Raw genomic sequence first — 16,177 nt, 5'->3', positions numbered from 1 at the left:
GCCGGTCCTTCCGGATTGGTCCGGTGTTGTCCGGCCTTGGGCTCTCTCAGTAGTAGTGGCGCAGCCGGGGCCAGAGTTCGGACCAGGGGGCGACCGTGCCGGTGCACAGGACGACGGGGGCGTGCTGCTCGCCGTTGGCGAGGCCGTGGCCGTTGTCGACGCGGGCCACCTCGTGGCAGCCGGTGAAGGCGCGTTCCACCTCGGGGTAGGGGGCGGGGTGGAGCAGGAGGACGGGGCCGTCGGCGGAGTCCGGGGGCGGGCCCCAGTCGGCGAAGGACATGTGGCCGGAGTGGGGCGCGGGCAGGCCGTAGCGGGCGCCGTAGCGGGCGAGGGCGCCGGCCTCGCCGTAGTTGCTCGTGAAGACGACGGCCCGGGAGCGGAGTTCGGGCGGGACGGCGGACCAGCCGGTGCCCGCGGCGGCGGCGAGTTCGGGCCAGCCGACCTGCTCGGCCTGCTCGGGGTAGATCCAGCTCACCAGCGGCAGCTGCCGGGCGGGCAGCACGGGCAGGGTGATCACCACGTTCACCAGGGCGCCCAGGGCCAGCCACGCAGCGAACTTCACCGGCCGGCCGGAGCCCTGACGCCGTACCGCCGGTTCGCAACCGGCGGCGGTCAGGACGAGGAGCAGCGGCATCGCGTAGTAGGGCTTGCCACCGCTGAGCAGGACGACGAGGCACAGGGCGGGGTAGGCCACCGCGAAGGGCTTCGCCCAGGCGAGGGCGGCGTCGTGCCACAGGCGGCGGAAGCCGGCGACCCAGACGGGGACGAGCACGGGGGAGAGGTACAGCAGCTGCATCGGCACGAACGTGAGCCGGTTGGCCAGGCCGTCCTTGTCGCTGATGCCGCCCGCTACGGTCAGCTGCGGCCAGCCGTGGGCGGCCTGCCACCACAGGTCGGGCAGGGCGACGGCCATCGCGAGCAGCGCGCCCGCCGGGGCCCATCGGCCGCGCAGCACCCGGCGGGGGCCGCACCACCGGATGGCCGGGAGCAGGACGGCGGCGAGGAGCAGCACGAGGTCCTTGTTGAGCAGCGCTATGCCGGTGGCGGCGCCGATGGCGAGCCACCAGCGGCGGTCCCCGGTGCGCAGCAGCCGCAGCGTGAGCAGGCTGACGGCCAGCCAGGCGGCGAGGTCGAAGGTGACGGTGGAGAGCATGTGCCCGACGCCGAGCACGACCGCGGAGCAGGCCGCCGCGCACGCGGCGAGGAGCTGGGCGGGCCGGCCGCCGCCCAGTTCCCGGGCGATCAGGGCCACCAGGACGACGGTGGCGGCGCACAGCAGCACCGCGACGGCCCGCAGGCCGGTCGGGCTGTCGCCGAAGAGGGCCGTCGAGGCGCGGCCCAGCAGCGGGGTGAGCGGCGGCTGGTCGGTGTAGCCCCAGGCGGGGTGGCGTCCGGCGACGAGGAAGTAGAGCTCGTCGCGGTGGAAGCCGTAGCGCCCGGAAAGCAGGAGCTGGAGCGCGCCGACCACGCCCGCGACGGCGAGCACCGGTCGGGCGGCGAAGCGCGGCAGTGCCGGCGCGTGCGTGTCGTCGTCCCCGGCCGTCCGGCCCGGGACATCCCCCCGAATGTCCACCTCGTGAGTGTCGCAGGTGGGGCGCGGCGCGGGAAGGGGGTGGCCGGCGTCCCCCGGGGCGGCCCCCGGGGGACGGGCGGTGCCTCAGAGGCGCTCGGGGACGGGGTTGCCGACCTCTTCGATGGCGCGGCGCACGGGGACCTTCACGAGTACGACGAAGCCGATCACGAAGAAGATCAGCAGCGAGATGATGGCCAGCCGGTAGCTGCCGGTGACCTGGTAGGCGAGGCCGAAGACCAGCGGGCCCATCCAGCTGGTGCCGCGGTCGCTGACCTTGTAGACGCTGAAGTACTCGGCCTCCCGGCCGGCCGGGATCATGTGCGAGAACAGCGAGCGGGACAGTGCCTGGCTGCCGCCGAGCACGAGGCCGATCATGCACGCGAGGGCGTAGAACCAGGCGGGCTGGTGGGCCGGCATGAAGTAGCCGAGGGCGAGGGTGACGACCCAGCCGACCAGCGAGCCGAGGACGGTCTTCTTGGCGCCGTACCGGCGGGCGATCCGGCCGAGCAGCAGCGCGCCGCCGATCGCGACGACCTGGACCATCAGGACGGCGGCGACCAGCGAGGTCTGGTCCATGCCCAGCTCCTCGCTGCCGTACAGCGAGGCCTGCGAGACGACGGTCTGGATGCCGTCGTTGTAGCAGAGGAACGCCCCGAGGAAGAGCAGGGTCTTGGGGTAGCGGCGCATGCCGCGCAGGGTGTTCGCGAGCTCGCGCAGGCTGCCGGCGGTGGGCTTGCCGTCGGCCCCGGCGCCGGTGCGCGCGGGGGCGACGCCGGCCCGGGAGGGCAGCCGGAACAGCGGGACGAGGGTGAACAGGGCCCACCAGAGCCCGGCCGAGGCCAGGCAGATCCGCACGGCGGTGCCCTCGGACAGGCCCAGCGCCTCGTGGCCCTCGAACAGCGCGAGGTTGGCGATCAGCAGGAGGCCGCCGCCCGCGTAGCCGTACGCCCACCCCTTGGACGAGACGGCGTCCCGCTCGTCGGGCTTGGCGAGGCCCGGCAGGTAGGCGTAGGAGAGGGCGACCGACACCGCGTACGCGATGTTGGCCACCACCAGCAGCCCGCCGCCGAGGAGGTAGCGGTCGCCGTCGAGGAAGAACATGCCCATGGTGGCGAGCGCGCCGAGGTAGGCGAAGCCGCACATGAGCTCCTTGTGTCGCCCGGTGCGGTCGGCGACGGTGCCGGCCAGCAGCATCGCCGCGACCGAGATCAGCACCGAGAAGGAGACGGTGTACGGGAAGAAGGAGCCCGCGCGGACGGTGAGGCCCAGCGGGTGGACGTCACCGTGGGCGTCGGCGGCCTTGTTGGCGACCGTCGTCAGGTACGGACCGAGGAACACCGTCAGGACGGTCGCCGAGAAGGCCGCGTTGGCCCAGTCGTTGATGTACCAGCCGAAGCGCACGCGGTTCAGCGCACGGTCGTCGGTGGCCGTGGCCGGGGTGTCCGGCGCCGGGTGGTCCGGCAGGTCGGTCGCGGTGTTCATGGGTTCCAATCACCGTGCTCGGGCCGCGCCGCCGTCCATCCAGCAGCCGCGTTCGCTGAGGACGTCCCGCAGGACGTCGATGCGATCCGCCATGATGCCATCCACACCCAGGTCGAGTAGAGCCCTGATCCGTGTGGGATCGTCCACAGTCCAGACGTGAACGTGCAGGCCGAGGCGGTGCGCGGCCCGCACGAAGGCCCGGTCGACGAGCCGGACGCCGCGGTGGCGCTCGGGCACCTGGGCGCAGATCCCGGCGTACGGCGCCCCGCGTCCGGGCAGCAGCGGGCCGGCCAGCGAGCGCAGCCGCAGCCGCGCGACCTCGCGCGGGCCGAGCGAGGTGGCCAGGCGCGGGCCGGCGGCGGCGCGGACGGCGTCGAGGCGGGCGTCGGAGAAGCCGCCGACGCAGACCCGGTCCCAGGCGCCGGTGCGGCGGACCGCCTCGACCAGCGGCGCGACGGCCGGGGCGGCCTTGACGTCGATGTTGAAGCGGGCGTCGGGGAAGGCGCCGAGCAGGTCCTCCAGCAGCGGGATCGGCTCGGTGCCGCCGATCCGGGCCTGCCGCACGGCGCTCCAGGGCTGGTCGGCGACGGCGCCGGTGCGGTCGGTGACGCGGTCGAGCCGACTGTCGTGGAAGGCGACCAGGACGCCGTCGGAGGTCGCGTGGACGTCCGTCTCCAGGTAGCGGTAGCCGAGCGCGACGGCGGCCTCGAACGCGGCGAGCGAGTTCTCCGGGCGGCCGAGGTCGCCGCCGCGGTGCGCGAAGGCGAGGGGTCCCCGCTGGTCGAGGAAGGGGTGCAACGCGGCCTCCGGTGTCGTTCTGCTGGTCGCGCGTTACAGTATTACGCATCCTGTCAAGCAGTAATGGGGGCTCGGGTCCTCGGTAGGGCGGGGCGGGAAACGCCGCAGGGGCCGTCCCGACGGCGGTCGGGACGGCCCCTGCGGGGGACACGTCGGTCGGGCGGCCCGGACTCAGTCGTCCAGGACCATCGCCTCGGCGCAGGCGGCGATGGTCAGGATCAGGGCGTCGTCCTGGCCGGGGACGATCTTGACGGAGTAGTGCTCGCTCAGCAGCGACCACTCGCGCGAGATGTGCGCGATCTCCTGCTCGCCGTACGTGATGGCGTACTGGTGGTCGGTGATGTTGCCGGTGACGTGGATCTCCGCGCCGTTCTCGAAGGTCACCGTGAACTTGTAGACCAGCGGCGAGAAGAGCGCCTTCTTCACCGTCGCGACGGTCTGCTCGCCGCGCTTGATGTAGCGGATGTCGCGGAGCGTCATGATCTTCTCGGAGATCCGGTAGAGCTCGTTGCCCTCGGAGTCCTGCAGCGCGATCGCGCCGCTGAAGCTGAACAGCTTCTCGTCGACCTGGAAGACGCGCTCGCCGCCGCGCTTGATCCAGAAGTCGTGGGTGGGCGAGAAGAACTTCTCGTCGATGTCGTAGACGACGCCCTCGGGCACCGGCTGGTGGCCGTTCATGAGCTTCTGGCCGAGGTCCATCAGGAAGTCGTCGTGGTGCTCGCCCTGGCCCTGGCGCTGCTCGTCGCCGAACAGCTCCTGCGCGATGCCGAGCAGGCCGCCGAACTCGTTGCTCATGTTCTTTCGTCCCCATCTGATGGTGCGTTGGCGGGCACGATCCTAGGGACGGGAGCGGGCCGCGAGACAGCTTTCCGGGCCTCTGTTGCACAATCCGCACAGAACGGCCGGTTGGCTGTTGCGGAGGCGAAATCCCTGGTCAGAGGGGGTGTGTGCGAACGGCCCTTGGTGTGGCGTCAGGCAGTGGGGAGGTCCGCCGCAAGGGCCTGCGGGAAGGTCTCCGGGAGGGTCGGCAGCTCGGCGGCGCTGGCCAGGACACGGGCGTGCGGGTGGCCGGCGAAGGCGGCGCGCGGGAGCTCGCCGGTGAGGACCCCGACGACGACCCCGGCCCCGGCGTTGGTGCCCGCCTCGACGTCGACGATGGTGTCGCCGGCGGCCAGGACGCGGCGGGTGTCGATGACGCCGGTCTTCTCCATCGCCCGGTGGATCATGTGCGGCGCCGGGCGGCCGCGCGGGACCTCGTCCGAGGTGACGACGGCGTCCAGGTTCCCGCCCTCCCCGGTGGACCAGCCGAGCGACTCCAGCAGCGGGTGGGCGACGTCGGCGCTGAAGCCGGTGGTGAGGGCGACCTTGATGCCGCGGCGGCGCAGCTCGGCCAGCGCGTCTTCGACGCCCTCGATCGCCTGCGGCGGCCTGGCCCGGTAGGCCTCGCGCAGGAAGGCGGCGAAGGCCTCGTAACCGTCCTCGACGAGCTCCGGGGTGGGGGTGCCGCCGCCGAGGCGGACGAGGGCGGCGATGGCCTCGCGCTTGTCGGTGCCCATCCAGGTCTGCAGGTCCTCGTCGGAGACCGGCACGCCGGTGCGCTCGACGGCGGTGCGCAGCGCCCGGTAGACGGCGCCCGACTCGTTGACGGTGGTGCCGGCCATGTCCAGGGCGGCGAGCTCGATCACGGTGAATCAGTCCTCTTCGGTGCGGTAGCGGCCGATGGTGGTGCGGCCTTCGACGGTGTTCTCGATGGTGAACGTGGCCATGGCGGGGAGGTACCGGTCGTCGGCGTCCTCCAGCGGTACGCCCCGGCTCGACGTGGTCAGCCGGCGCACGCGCAGCAGCGGGTCGCCGATGCCGATGTCCAGGTGCTCGGCGTCCTCGGGGGAGGCGGCGACGGCGTCGATGGTGTGCCGGGCGTGGTGCAGGTCGACCTCGCGGCGCAGCAGTTCCTCGTAGATGGAGCCGGTGTCCGGGTCGAAGTCGAACAGGGCGCGACCGACCTCGTGGACGAAGGTCGAGCGCTCCAGCATGGCCGGGGCGCCGTCCAGCAGCCGCAGCCGGACGAGTTCGACCACCGGCTCGCCCTCGGCGATGCCGAGCCGGGCCGCCGAGTCGGGGGAGGCCCGGCGGCGGGCCACCTCGATCGTCGACTGCCCGGGCTCGCGGCCGATGCCGCGGGCCCACTGGGTGAACGACAGGAAGGTGGCGAACGGCTGGGAGGGCGCCGCGCGGCGGGCGACCGGCGGCTTGCCGCGGCCGCCGACGAGGCTGCCCTCGCGGCGCAGCAGGGCCAGGGCCTGGCGGACCGGGCCCCGGGAGGTGCCGAACTCGGCGCAGAGCTGGGACTCGCTGGGCACCGGGCGGCCCTCGGGCCACTCCCCGGAGTCGATGCGGCGCTGGAACTCGACGCCGAGCCGCTGGTGCAGCGGGACGTCCTCGGGAGCGCGGTCCAGCGGACGGTCACTTGTCTTCACAAGCTGACTATGGCACCTCGGGGTGTGACTTCTCAAGGCGGTGCCACCTGGCGATCTCCCGGAAAGGCCAGGTGTTTTCGGTGATCGTCGGGCAGGTGAACAGGCGGTGACTTGTACAGACATCTCTTGACGATCGCCTGGACGAACCCGGAACCTGGAGCCATGAGCAGCCCTGCATCCGCCCCCGCCCCCGCCGTCACCCGATCGCCCGCCGCGTCGCGCAGCGACCTCGTGATCGTCGGCGCCGGCATCGTCGGCCTCGCCCACGCCTTCGAGGCGCTCGCCAACGGGCTCTCCGTCACCGTCGTCGAGCGCGACCGGGAGCCCGTCGGGGCGTCGGTCCGCAACTTCGGCCACTGCTGCGTCACCGCCCAGGAGGGCGACCTGCTCGGCCTCGCCCGGCGCTCCCGGGCCGGCTGGCTGCGCGCCGCGCGGGCCGCCGGGTTCTGGGCCGCCGAGGCCGGCGCCCTCGTGGTCGCCCGCTCGGCCACCGAGGCGGCCGTCCTGGAGGAACTGCACGCCGAGCGCGGGGGCCGGGCCGTCGTGCTGCGCACCGCCGCCGGGACGGCGCAGGCGCTCGGGCGGGCGCCCGGCGCGGCCGGGGACCTCGTGGGCGGCGCGTTCCTGCCCGACGACCTGCGGGTCGACCCGCGCGAGGCGACGCCCGCGCTCGCCCGCTGGACCGAGCGGCAGCCGGGCGCGCGCATCCTGTGGGGCACCGCCGTCACCGGCGTCGAGTCCGGCACGGTGCACACCACGCGCGGCCCGGTCCACGGCGAGCGGATCCTGGTGTGCGTCGGCCACGACGTGGACTACCTGTTCCCCGACCTCGCCGAGGAGCACGAGGTCCGGCGCTGCCGGCTGACGATGGCACGGGCCGTCGCCCCGGAGGGGTTCCGCACCGACTCGGCGGTGCTGACCGCCACCTCGATGCTGCGCTATGACGCCTTCACCGCGCAGCCGTCCGCGGCCCGGCTGCGCGAGGAGGTCGTCGGGCACAGCCCGGAGCTGCTGGGGATCGGCGCCAACGTGATGTTCACGCGGCTGCCCGACGGCTCGGTGCTCGTCGGCGACTCGCACCACTACGACGCCACCACGCCGCCGTTCATCGACGAGCGCACCTTCGAGCTGCTGACCGGCGCGGTCGCCGACGTCCTCGGGGTCGAGCGGCTGCGGGTCCTGGAGCGCTGGCAGGGCGTCTACGCCAGCAGCGACCGCGGCCCGCTGCTGGTGCGCGACCTCGCGCCGGGCGTGCGGGTGCTGTCCGTCACCTCGGGCATCGGCATGACGCTCTCCTTCGGCCTCGCCGCCGCGACCTTCGACGGCACGCTCGCCGCCACGGGCTGACGCGGCACCCGGGCCGGGCGTTCCGGGCGTGCGCCGCAGGACCTGTCGAGTCAGGTCCTGCGGCGCCTTTCGGTGCTGCCCGGCCCCTGGTGCGGCCCGCGGGGCGGCGTCACAATGCGGGCATGCGGAGATGGCTCGCGGTCGTGGTGGTCGAACTGGCGGGGCTGGCCGCGGTGGTGGCGTGCGGCGGGCCGGGCGCGGCACCGGCGCCGCCCCCGACCCGCGCGTCGACGGTTCCGCCCGGCGGCGCCCTGGAGGACTGCGTCCTGAGCATCGCGCCCTGGCTCCAGATGGCCGTCGACGGGGGCAAGGACCTGGGCGACTACCAGGAGATGGGGCTGTCCAACGCCCAGGGCAGCGCGCTCCGGGAGCTCCAGCGGCAGGCGGCCGCGCTGAAGGCGCAGGGACCGCTGCCGTCCGGCTGGGTCGCGACGGAGGTCCGGCGCTCCTGCGAGTCGATCGTCGCGGCGAAGGCCGCCGAGACGTCGCGTCCGCCCGGTTGGCCGTGACGTGCGCGGGTGCGGGGCCCGGCGGCGCGGGCCCCGCACTGCTTGCGTCGTGGCGTCCAGTCGTGGCGTCAGTTGTGGCGTCCAGTCGTGGCGTCGGTGAGCGCTGGGGCGGGGCTCCCGGTGGCTCGCCCCACTTGTCTCGACGAGTTTCCTGACCGGCTCGTGAACAGTTGGCCACCGGATCCCGCCGCCGTCCGGGTGGCCGTGGCCCCGTTCAGCGGGCGGGGCGCCAGGTGGCGTCGAGTCGCGTCGGCCCGTCGACGGTGGCGGCGGGGTGCCACTGGGCGCGCAGCGCGGCCCGGCGCGCCGACGCCGGCTCCTTGCCCATGGCCTGGAGGACGGTGCTGTCGAGCGGGCTCGCGGCCAGGCGCTCGACCGCCGCGCGGAACGCGGCGCGCAGCCCGCGTCCCCGTCGGCCGGCGGCGGGGACCGCGGAGTGGAACGCAGCGATGACGGACATGCGGATCACCTCCGGAACGACCTGCGGACCTGCAGGTACGGGACAGCCTGCACCGCCGCGGCGGCCCGCAGTCGGTGCTTGACGCCTTGCTGGCGCGGCCCTGACGCGTTGCTGACGCGGGGTCGGCGGTGGCCGGCCGCGGGGTGTCGGGCCGTACCCACCGTGCGTGCGCCGGGGAGGGTGCGTCGGGTGGTGCGCGCGTTCCGCGCTCCCGTTCGCTTCGGTGCGGCCGGATTCCGCCGTGGATCAGGGGCCGCGACCGGGAACGGGGCAGGAGCGGGTCCACCGTCCGTGCACGGAGACCCGTCAGCGGCGGGGCGGATGGGACCCGGGGAATAGACCGGTGGCACGTGCGGTCACACCGGCCCCTCCGCGGAATCGCTTCCCTGGAACCGGACGGCTACCTACCGTGACCACATTTCGGTCGAAGGGGTCGGAACCGGTTGCCCGCGGCAGAGTCGGGCCGGAAGAGTGGGCACCGCCGGCAAGCACTCCCGTCCAAGTCCCCGTGAAGTTGAACGAGAGGAAACCGTCATGACCGACGTCTACGAGACCCCGATGCTGATCGAGCTCGGCGAGTTCGCCGCCCTCACCCAGGGCTTCCTGATCGGCGACCTCTTCGACGGCCACGGCTTCTTCCTCATCTGAGGGGCCGTCCAGTGAGCGGTCACCGGCGGACCTGGTTCGTGGTCCTGCCGGACAACGAAGCCGCGTCCGCGGTGGCCGCGGGGCAGGGCACGGCCGAGCGCCGTGCCCTGCGCCACCCCGGCGGACGCCCCTGGATCGTCGGTGCGTGGCCGGCCGACGAGGAGCCGGTGGTCGTGCAGGCCGGGCCGGTGGCCCTCGCCGTGTTCGGCACCGCGGACACCGACGCGGACCGGCTGCTCCGCAGCGCCGGGCGGATCCGCGACCCCTACGACGTGCTCGCCCTCGCCCGGGAACTCCCGGGCAGCTTCCACCTCGTCGCCACCGTGCGCGGCACCGTCGTCGCCCGAGGCTCGCTCTCCGGGCTGCGCCGGCTGCACCTCGCCGAGCTCGACGGCGTGCCCGTCCTGGCCGACCGGGCCGACACCCTCGCGGCGCTCACCCGCCGCACGCCCTCCCTCGACCGGCTCGCCCTGCGGCTCGCCCACCCCCTGCCGCACCCCCTCGACCGCTTGCCGCTGTGGCCCGGCATCACCCCCGTGCCCCCGCACCACGCGGCCCTGCTCGCGCCCGACCGCCCGGCCCGCACGCTCGCCCACTGGCAGCCGCCCGCCCCCGACCGGCCGCGGGCCGAAGCCGCGACCGCGCTCGGCGACGCGCTGCGCCGGGCCGTCGACGCCCGCACGCACACCGGCGGCCTCGTCGCCGCCGACCTGTCCGGCGGCCTCGACTCCACCCCGCTGTGCTTCCTCGCCGCCCGCGGACCCGCCGAGCTGCTCACCGTCACCCTCGGCTCGTCCGACCCGCACCACGACGACGCCGCGTGGGCCGACCGCGCCGCCCGGCACCTGCCCGGCGAACGGCTCGTCCTGCCGCCCGACGCCCTGCCCGCGATGTTCGCCGCCGTCGACACCCCCGGACCCCAGGGCGACGAGCCGTTCGCCTGGACCCGCACCAGGGCCCGTGACGAGGCCGTCGCCCGGCTGCTCGCGGCACGCGGCGCCCGGACCCGGATCAGCGGCGAGGGCGGCGACGAGGTCCTCCAGGTGCTGCCCTCCTACCTGCGCCTCCTCGCCGCCCGCCGGCCCGCCACCGCCGCGCGCCACTTGCGCGGCCACCGGGCCCGGCTGCGCTGGGGCCTGTCGGCGGCGCTGCGCGCCCTCGCCGACGCCCGCCCGTACCCGGCCTGGCTCGCCCACGCCGCCGACCGGCTCACCCACCCCGGGCCGCCGACCACCCAACTCCTCGGCTGGGGGCCGGAAGTGCGGCTCGCGCCCTGGATCACGCCGCAGGCCGCCGACCTCGTCCGCGAGCAGCTGCGGGCCGTCCCCGCCGCCGCCGCCGTCCCGCTCGCACCCGAACACGCCCAGCACCAGGTGCTGTCCATGGTCCGCCACAGCGCCGGCGCCATGCGGCAGCTGATCGAGGCCACCGCGGCCGAGGGCACGCCCTACACCGTGCCGTTCCTGGACGACCACGTGATCGACGCCTGCCTGGCCGCCGAACCCGACCTGCGCGGAACGCCGTTCGAGTACAAGCCGCTGCTCACCGCAGCCGTCGCCCCGGACGTCCCCGAGGAGCTCCTGCGCCGCACCGGCAAGGGCGACTTCAGCCCCGACGCCCACCAGGGCCTGGCCCGCCACCGCCCCGAACTCGCCGCCCTCGCCGAGGACAGTGCGCTCGCCCGGGCCGGCCTCGTCGACCCGCAGGCCCTGCGTCGGGTGTGCCTCGGGCTCTACCCGCCCGGCACGTCGTACGCGGCGCTGGACGCCACACTCGCGTGCGAGCACTGGCTGCGCGCGCACGAGTCGGCACACGTCTCCGTTTCCTGACGTTCCACCGGATCTCTCAAGGAGTCAGCATGGCCGTGGAGTTGCGCCCCGATGTGACCCTCACCGCGACCGGGAGCGGCGCCGTCGTGCTGGACGAGCGCTCCGGCCGCTACTTCCAGCTGAACCGCACCGGACTGCACATCCTGCGCTCCCTGCTCGACGGGCGGACGGCGGAGGAGATCGCCGCCGAGCTCAGCGAGCGCTACCCCGTCACCACCGCCCAGGTCCACACCGACATCGACGCGCTGCGGGACAGCCTGCGCACGGCCGGGTTGGTGAGCGGATGAGCCTGCACACACATGCCTCGCGGGCCGGCCGGCCGCCGTGGCACCGGCGGCCGGCCGCGCTCGCGGCGATCGGGGCGGCCCGGCTGATCGAGCGGATGCCGCCGGCCCGGATCCGCCGCCTCCTGCTGCGCCTGCGCGGTGGCGCCCGCCCGGCAACCGCCGACGAGGCGCTGGCCGCCCGGCAGGCCGTGGTGGCGCTCAGCATGCGCTGCGCGGGCCAAGGCTGCCTCCAACGGTCCATCGCCGCGGCCCTGTTGTGCCGCTCCCGGGGCACCTGGCCGACCTGGCGCACGGGCGTGCGCACCGAGCCGTTCCGCGCACACGCGTGGATCGAGGCCGACGGCGCACCGGTGGACGAGCCCGCCGAACTCGCCCACTTCCACCCGCTGATGACCGTGGCGCCGCGACACTGACCGCGGCGACACCGCGCGGTTCCGGCTCACCATGCACCCGACGAGGCGCGTGGTGCGCACCTGGGTCTCCGAGCGCACCAGCGACCTGAGCACCCGCAGCGTGCGGGCCCACCGGGTCGAGACCGGGCCCTTCGAGTACACGAAGATCTTCTGGGAGTACCGGCAGACCCCGGAGGGCGTGCACATGCGCTGGGTGCAGGACTTCCACGTGCGGGACGAACTCCCCTTCGGGGACGAGGAGATGGCCGAGCACCTGACCGCCGACACGCTCGCCCAGATGCGGGCCGTCAAGGAACGGATCGAGGCCGCCGCCGGAGCGTGACCCGGGCCTCAGGCCGCGCCCGCACCGGCACCCGGGCCGGTGCGGGCGCGCAGGCGGCGCAGCATGCGGGCGTCCTGGAAGCCGACCGCGCGGGCGGCCGTCTCGGTGGTCGCGCCGTGGGCGATGAGGTGTTCGGCGCGCTCGACGCGCAGCTCCTGCTGGTAGCGCAGCGGGGTGCGGCCGGTGGCCTCGGTGAAGTGCCGGGTCAGGGTGCGCTCGCTGACGCCGGAGGCGGCGGCGAGGTCGGCGAGGCCGAGCCGGGTGTCGAAGCGGGCGTCGATGAGGTCCTGGGCGCGGTGGACGGCGTCGACGAGGTGGCCGCGGTGCCGGAGCATCGCGCTGGCCTGCTGCTCGTCGCCGTTGCGCCGGGCGTAGACGACCATCTCGCGGGCGATCCGGGCGGCCGCCGCCGGGCCGTCGCGCACGGCCACGAGGTGCAGCGCGAGGTCGATGCCGCTGGCGATGCCCGCCGACGTGACGACCCGGTCGTCGACGACGTAGAGCACGTCGCGCACGACGCTCGCCCGCCGGTAACGCCGGGCGAGCTCCTCCTGGAGGTCGTGGTGGGTGGTGCAGCGCCGGCCGTCCAGCAGCCCGGCGCGGCCGAGCGCGTCGGCGCCGGCGCACACGCTGGCGACCGTCCCGCCGGCGGCGTGGTGAGCGGCCAGCCGCTCCAGCGCGGCCGCGCTCGGCGCGCCGTCGTGCCGCAGCGTGACCGAGCGCCAGCCGGGGACCAGCAGGAGGTCCGCGGGTGACAGCTCCGGCCACGTCGTGGCGGCCCTCAGCGCGATGCCCTGCGCCGTGGGGACGTCCTCCTGCTCGGCGACGTACGCGCTCTCGTAGCCGAGGCCGTGGTCGGCCGCGGTGGAGAACACCTGGGCCGGCCCGGCGAGGTCCAGCAGGTGCACGTGCGGGACGAGCAGGAAGACGACGCGGGTCACGATCCGGTCAGCTCCTTCACGGTGGTGACGGTGGCGAAGCGGCCGGCCAGAGCGTACTCGGTGCGGGCGATGATGTCGTCCGTGGAGAGGGTGCGCGGGTCGGCGAGGACCTCGGCGAGGCTGCGCCCGGCGGGGGCGTCGCGGTGCTCGATCGGGTGGGTGGCGGTGGCGTCGGTGACGAAGACGACCTCGTAGCCGAGGTCGCTGGCGACCCGGGTCGTGGTCTCGCAGCACTGCTCGGTGCGGATGCCGCTGACGACGACGCCGCCCACGCCGTGCTGGGTGAGCAGCTGCTGGAGGTTGGTCGTGGTGAACGCGTTGTGCGAGGTCTTGGTGACGACGGGCTCGCCCTCGGCGGGCGTCAGGCCGTCGATGAGGTGGACGAAGCCGCGGGCCGGGTCGAAGACCGTGCCGGTGCCGGGCTCGGAGTGCAGGACCCAGACGACGAGGTCGCCGCGGCCGCGGGTGTGCTCGACGAGCTCGTTCACCCGCTCGACGATCGCGGGGTTGGACACGGCGGCCCAGTTCTCGCGCCGGCGGAAGGATTCCTGGACGTCGATGACGAGGAGTGCGTTCTTCATGTCTCGATCATGGTGCCCGGCGGGGGCCCGGGAGTAGGCACCATCGGGCCCCGGTGCGGAACGATCCGGTCACGCGCCGCGGGCCCGCTCCGGGCGGGTCAGGCGCCAGAACAGGTCCACGCCGGTCTCGGACGGGGCGACGCGCTCGGCGGGCAGGCGGCGGTGCTCGGTGAAGCCGAGCCGGGCCGGGACCGCGCCGCTGGCGAGGTTGGCCGGGTCGTGGCAGACCTCGACGTACTCGACGCCGGGCAGCCGGAACGCCTGGTCGACCAGGGCGCGGGTGGCCCGGGTGGCGAGGCCGCGGCCGGTCGCCGCGGGGTGCAGCCAGTAGCCGATCTCGCGGCCCTCGTCCGGGCCGCCCTCGCGCCGGTACAGCGAGCAGGCGCCGACGATGGCGCCGTCCTGCACGATCGCGTAGACGTGGTTGGCGTGGTTCGCCCACTGGTCCTCGCGCCGGGCCAGGAACTCGGCGGTGTACTCCGGGCTGTGCCCGGCCACCCACGGCATGAACGGCCGCAGGTGCTCCAGCGACTCTTCGATGACGCGCAACAGCTCGGGGAGGTCCGCCTGGCCGCGGAAGGCGCGCAGCGTCAGGCCGTCGGCCAGGTCGATCACGGGTTCGGGCAGGTCCATCTCCGGAGGATGCCACGGCCCTCCCGGGCCGCGCACCCCGAATTCGGGGCGTGGGGCGGGGCCGGGAGGGCCGTGGTGAGGAGCCGGGGGCGGCGTCAGCCGTGCGTCACGCACGTGTTGGCGCTGTTCGACCACAGGCCCTGGAGGTCGAAGGTGCCGGTGCTCAGCGTCACGTACGCGTCGAGCTGGACGCAGGCGTCGCCGATCTCGCCGCCGCCGCCGTTCCAGCCGATGCTGGGCCAGAAGTCGGTGACGGTCTCCGCGTACTCGTGGGTCTCGGTGGACTCGATGCCCGAGAGCAGGCGGCCGTCGGTGAAGGTGGTGCAGGCGCCGGCGCCGTTGTCCGGGATGTACGGCAGGTTGGTGTAGGCGAGCTTGCCGTACGACGTCGAGGTGAAGTCGTGCCAGGCGCAGAAGCCGGAGTTGGGGAAGCCGTCCGGGTGCGTCCCGGTGGGGGAGAGCACGACGTACTGGGCGTTGAGGTTCGGCGCCTGGGTGGTGTTGCCGAAGTGCGCGGCGGCCTTGCCGGCCTCGGCGGCGATCTGCGCCGCGGTCGCGTTGGCCGGCGCGGCGGCCGACTTGTCGAACCAGACCCCGGCCAACGGCGAGGTGGCCGGGTGGTTGACGTGGACGCCCTTGGTGCCGCAGGTCACCGTGCCCTTGGGGACGCCCTCGCAGTACTGGTCGAGGATGGTGCCCCAGGTGTCCTGGGCGCCGTAGAGGCCCTTGAACATGTTCTGCATGTCGGTCGCCACCCCGGCCGGGTCGGACGACCACTGGGTGCCCCAGAAGACCAGGTACACCTTGGGAGTGGGGGAGACCACGCCCTGGCTCGCGCTGGACCCGACCTTCAGCGTGTCGGACGTGGCCGCGGCCGCCCGCTGCGAGGCGGCCGCGGCGGGGTCGAGCGGCTTGACGCCGAAGTGGGCGGCCGCGGTGGCGGGTTGCGCCGCCTGGGCGCCGGTGGCCAGCGAGGTGGTCCCGAAGGCCGCCAGAGCCAGCGCCGCGAGGGTGTGGGCGGCGGCCTTGAACGATGTGCGCATGCGTCTGCTCCCGGTTGTGAGGGTGTGGGGAGGGGCGAACTGCCTGCGTGTGGACGGGCGTTCGGATGGAGCCCCGACACCTCACCAGTTCCGGCGGCGCCCGTCCAGACGTGCGGACGCGGCGGCGCGAAGGCTTTGCCGTGCCTATGCCAAACTCTCGTGCGATTCTGGCGGTCGGTCGGGTTTGGGCGACGCGCGGTCGGACCGCCTGCGCCGCACGGACGGTGACGGACGGTCATCGCCGCGTGGGCCAGCCGTCGTCCGGCCACCCGGGGACCGTACGATCAAGCAATGTCTGACATCACGGAAACCACGCCGGGCTGGCTCGCGCCCGAGGAACTCGAGACGACCCGGGCACAGATGCCGATCCTGTACGTCGAGGCCGTGCCCGTGCGGGTCGACGAGTCCGGGGAGGTCACCCAGGTCGGGCTGCTGCTGCGGATCGGTCCGGACGGGACGGTCAGCCGCACCCTGGTCTCCGGGCGCGTGCTGCACCACGAGCGGATCCGCGACGCGCTGCTGCGGCACCTGGAGAAGGACCTCGGTCCGGTGGCGCTGCCGCGGATCCCGGCCTCGCTGCAGCCGTTCACCGTCGCCGAGTACTTCCCGACGCTCGGCATCACCGAGTTCCACGACCCCCGCCAGCACGCGGTGTCGCTCGCCTACGTCGTGCCCGTCTCCGGCGACTGCCGGCCGCGCCAGGACGCGCTCGACCTGGTCTGGTTCAGCCCCGCCGAGGCCGCGTCGCCGCTGGTGCAGCAGGACATGCCGGGCGGCCAGGGGGTGCTCCTCAAGCGGGCGCTGGCGCACGTCGGCTGCCTGGGCTGACGGCGG

Annotated in this window: 19 protein-coding genes; 8 read left to right on the top strand and 11 right to left on the bottom strand. The window is 74.4% G+C overall.

Annotated elements, in window-relative coordinates:
• Nucleotides 1-46: 46 nt before the first annotated feature.
• From PUR71_RS25380 to PUR71_RS25355, 6 genes are all read right to left on the bottom strand, one after another.
• Nucleotides 47-1,573, bottom strand: coding sequence for an ArnT family glycosyltransferase (locus tag PUR71_RS25380; protein ID WP_329929418.1), 1,527 nt, complete (start codon nucleotides 1,571-1,573; stop codon nucleotides 47-49).
• An 84-nt stretch (nucleotides 1,574-1,657) separates the two neighbouring features.
• Complete coding sequence (locus PUR71_RS25375) at nucleotides 1,658-3,055, bottom strand: MFS transporter (protein ID WP_329929417.1); 1,398 nt, start codon at nucleotides 3,053-3,055, stop codon at nucleotides 1,658-1,660.
• Between the two features lie 9 nt (nucleotides 3,056-3,064).
• Nucleotides 3,065-3,853 carry a glycerophosphodiester phosphodiesterase gene (locus PUR71_RS25370; protein ID WP_329929416.1) on the bottom strand — a complete coding sequence of 263 codons (789 nt, stop codon included), beginning with the start codon at nucleotides 3,851-3,853 and terminating at the stop codon, nucleotides 3,065-3,067.
• 171 nt (nucleotides 3,854-4,024) lie between these two features.
• Nucleotides 4,025-4,648, bottom strand: coding sequence for an LURP-one-related/scramblase family protein (locus tag PUR71_RS25365; RefSeq protein WP_329929415.1), 624 nt, complete (start codon nucleotides 4,646-4,648; stop codon nucleotides 4,025-4,027).
• 176 nt (nucleotides 4,649-4,824) lie between these two features.
• Nucleotides 4,825-5,538, bottom strand: coding sequence for a phosphonatase-like hydrolase (locus tag PUR71_RS25360; protein WP_329929414.1), 714 nt, complete (start codon nucleotides 5,536-5,538; stop codon nucleotides 4,825-4,827).
• A gap of 6 nt (nucleotides 5,539-5,544) precedes the next feature.
• Nucleotides 5,545-6,330, bottom strand: coding sequence for a GntR family transcriptional regulator (locus tag PUR71_RS25355; RefSeq protein ID WP_329929413.1), 786 nt, complete (start codon nucleotides 6,328-6,330; stop codon nucleotides 5,545-5,547).
• 162 nt (nucleotides 6,331-6,492) lie between these two features.
• On the opposite strand from PUR71_RS25355, the gene PUR71_RS25350 reads away from it, so the two are divergent.
• Complete coding sequence (locus PUR71_RS25350; RefSeq protein ID WP_329929412.1) at nucleotides 6,493-7,677, top strand: TIGR03364 family FAD-dependent oxidoreductase; 1,185 nt, start codon at nucleotides 6,493-6,495, stop codon at nucleotides 7,675-7,677.
• 122 nt (nucleotides 7,678-7,799) lie between these two features.
• Nucleotides 7,800-8,186 carry a hypothetical protein gene (locus PUR71_RS25345; protein WP_329929411.1) on the top strand — a complete coding sequence of 129 codons (387 nt, stop codon included), beginning with the start codon at nucleotides 7,800-7,802 and terminating at the stop codon, nucleotides 8,184-8,186.
• Nucleotides 8,187-8,400: 214 nt separating this feature from the next.
• Here PUR71_RS25345 and PUR71_RS25340 read toward each other — a convergent pair whose 3' ends face one another.
• Nucleotides 8,401-8,646: a hypothetical protein gene (locus PUR71_RS25340; RefSeq protein WP_329929410.1), complete on the bottom strand. Its 246-nt coding sequence runs from the start codon at nucleotides 8,644-8,646 to the stop codon at nucleotides 8,401-8,403.
• A gap of 534 nt (nucleotides 8,647-9,180) precedes the next feature.
• Between PUR71_RS25340 and PUR71_RS25335 the strand changes: the two genes are divergently transcribed.
• The 5 genes from PUR71_RS25335 to PUR71_RS25315 are packed head-to-tail and all read left to right on the top strand — an operon-like array spanning nucleotide 9,181 to nucleotide 12,145.
• Nucleotides 9,181-9,294 carry a lasso RiPP family leader peptide-containing protein gene (locus PUR71_RS25335; RefSeq protein WP_329929409.1) on the top strand — a complete coding sequence of 38 codons (114 nt, stop codon included), beginning with the start codon at nucleotides 9,181-9,183 and terminating at the stop codon, nucleotides 9,292-9,294.
• Nucleotides 9,295-9,305: 11 nt separating this feature from the next.
• A complete protein-coding gene (locus PUR71_RS25330) occupies nucleotides 9,306-11,123 on the top strand; it encodes an asparagine synthase-related protein (protein WP_329929408.1) in 1,818 nt (605 codons plus the stop codon).
• 29 nt (nucleotides 11,124-11,152) lie between these two features.
• Nucleotides 11,153-11,410 (top strand): lasso peptide biosynthesis PqqD family chaperone, encoded by a 258-nt coding sequence (locus tag PUR71_RS25325; RefSeq protein WP_329929407.1) that lies wholly within the window; start codon nucleotides 11,153-11,155, stop codon nucleotides 11,408-11,410.
• Nucleotides 11,407-11,823: a lasso peptide biosynthesis B2 protein gene (locus PUR71_RS25320; protein ID WP_329929406.1), complete on the top strand. Its 417-nt coding sequence runs from the start codon at nucleotides 11,407-11,409 to the stop codon at nucleotides 11,821-11,823. Before PUR71_RS25325 ends, PUR71_RS25320 begins: the two co-directional genes overlap by 4 nt.
• A 31-nt stretch (nucleotides 11,824-11,854) precedes the next feature.
• Nucleotides 11,855-12,145, top strand: coding sequence for a hypothetical protein (locus tag PUR71_RS25315; protein WP_329929405.1), 291 nt, complete (start codon nucleotides 11,855-11,857; stop codon nucleotides 12,143-12,145).
• A gap of 8 nt (nucleotides 12,146-12,153) precedes the next feature.
• Here PUR71_RS25315 and PUR71_RS25310 read toward each other — a convergent pair whose 3' ends face one another.
• The 4 genes from PUR71_RS25310 to PUR71_RS25295 form a co-directional block, all read right to left on the bottom strand.
• Complete coding sequence (locus tag PUR71_RS25310) at nucleotides 12,154-13,086, bottom strand: GlxA family transcriptional regulator (protein ID WP_329929404.1); 933 nt, start codon at nucleotides 13,084-13,086, stop codon at nucleotides 12,154-12,156.
• A complete protein-coding gene (locus PUR71_RS25305) occupies nucleotides 13,083-13,667 on the bottom strand; it encodes a cysteine hydrolase family protein (protein ID WP_329929403.1) in 585 nt (194 codons plus the stop codon). Before PUR71_RS25305 ends, PUR71_RS25310 begins: the two co-directional genes overlap by 4 nt.
• A gap of 69 nt (nucleotides 13,668-13,736) precedes the next feature.
• Nucleotides 13,737-14,300, bottom strand: coding sequence for a GNAT family N-acetyltransferase (locus PUR71_RS25300; protein WP_329929402.1), 564 nt, complete (start codon nucleotides 14,298-14,300; stop codon nucleotides 13,737-13,739).
• A 95-nt stretch (nucleotides 14,301-14,395) separates the two neighbouring features.
• The gene (locus PUR71_RS25295; protein ID WP_329929401.1) at nucleotides 14,396-15,343 is read right to left on the bottom strand and encodes a hypothetical protein; all 948 of its coding nucleotides are present in this window, start codon (nucleotides 15,341-15,343) and stop codon (nucleotides 14,396-14,398) included.
• A gap of 291 nt (nucleotides 15,344-15,634) precedes the next feature.
• Here PUR71_RS25295 and PUR71_RS25290 point away from each other — a divergent pair, with 291 nt between their 5' ends.
• Nucleotides 15,635-16,171, top strand: coding sequence for an NUDIX hydrolase family protein (locus PUR71_RS25290; protein ID WP_329929400.1), 537 nt, complete (start codon nucleotides 15,635-15,637; stop codon nucleotides 16,169-16,171).
• Nucleotides 16,172-16,177: the final 6 nt, after the last annotated feature.

This window comes from Streptomyces sp. SP17BM10 (genome assembly GCF_036322405.1).
Taxonomy (GTDB): domain Bacteria; phylum Actinomycetota; class Actinomycetes; order Streptomycetales; family Streptomycetaceae; genus Kitasatospora.
Note: the sequence above shows the minus strand (reverse complement) of the source record. Positions and strands in the feature narration are given on the sequence as shown.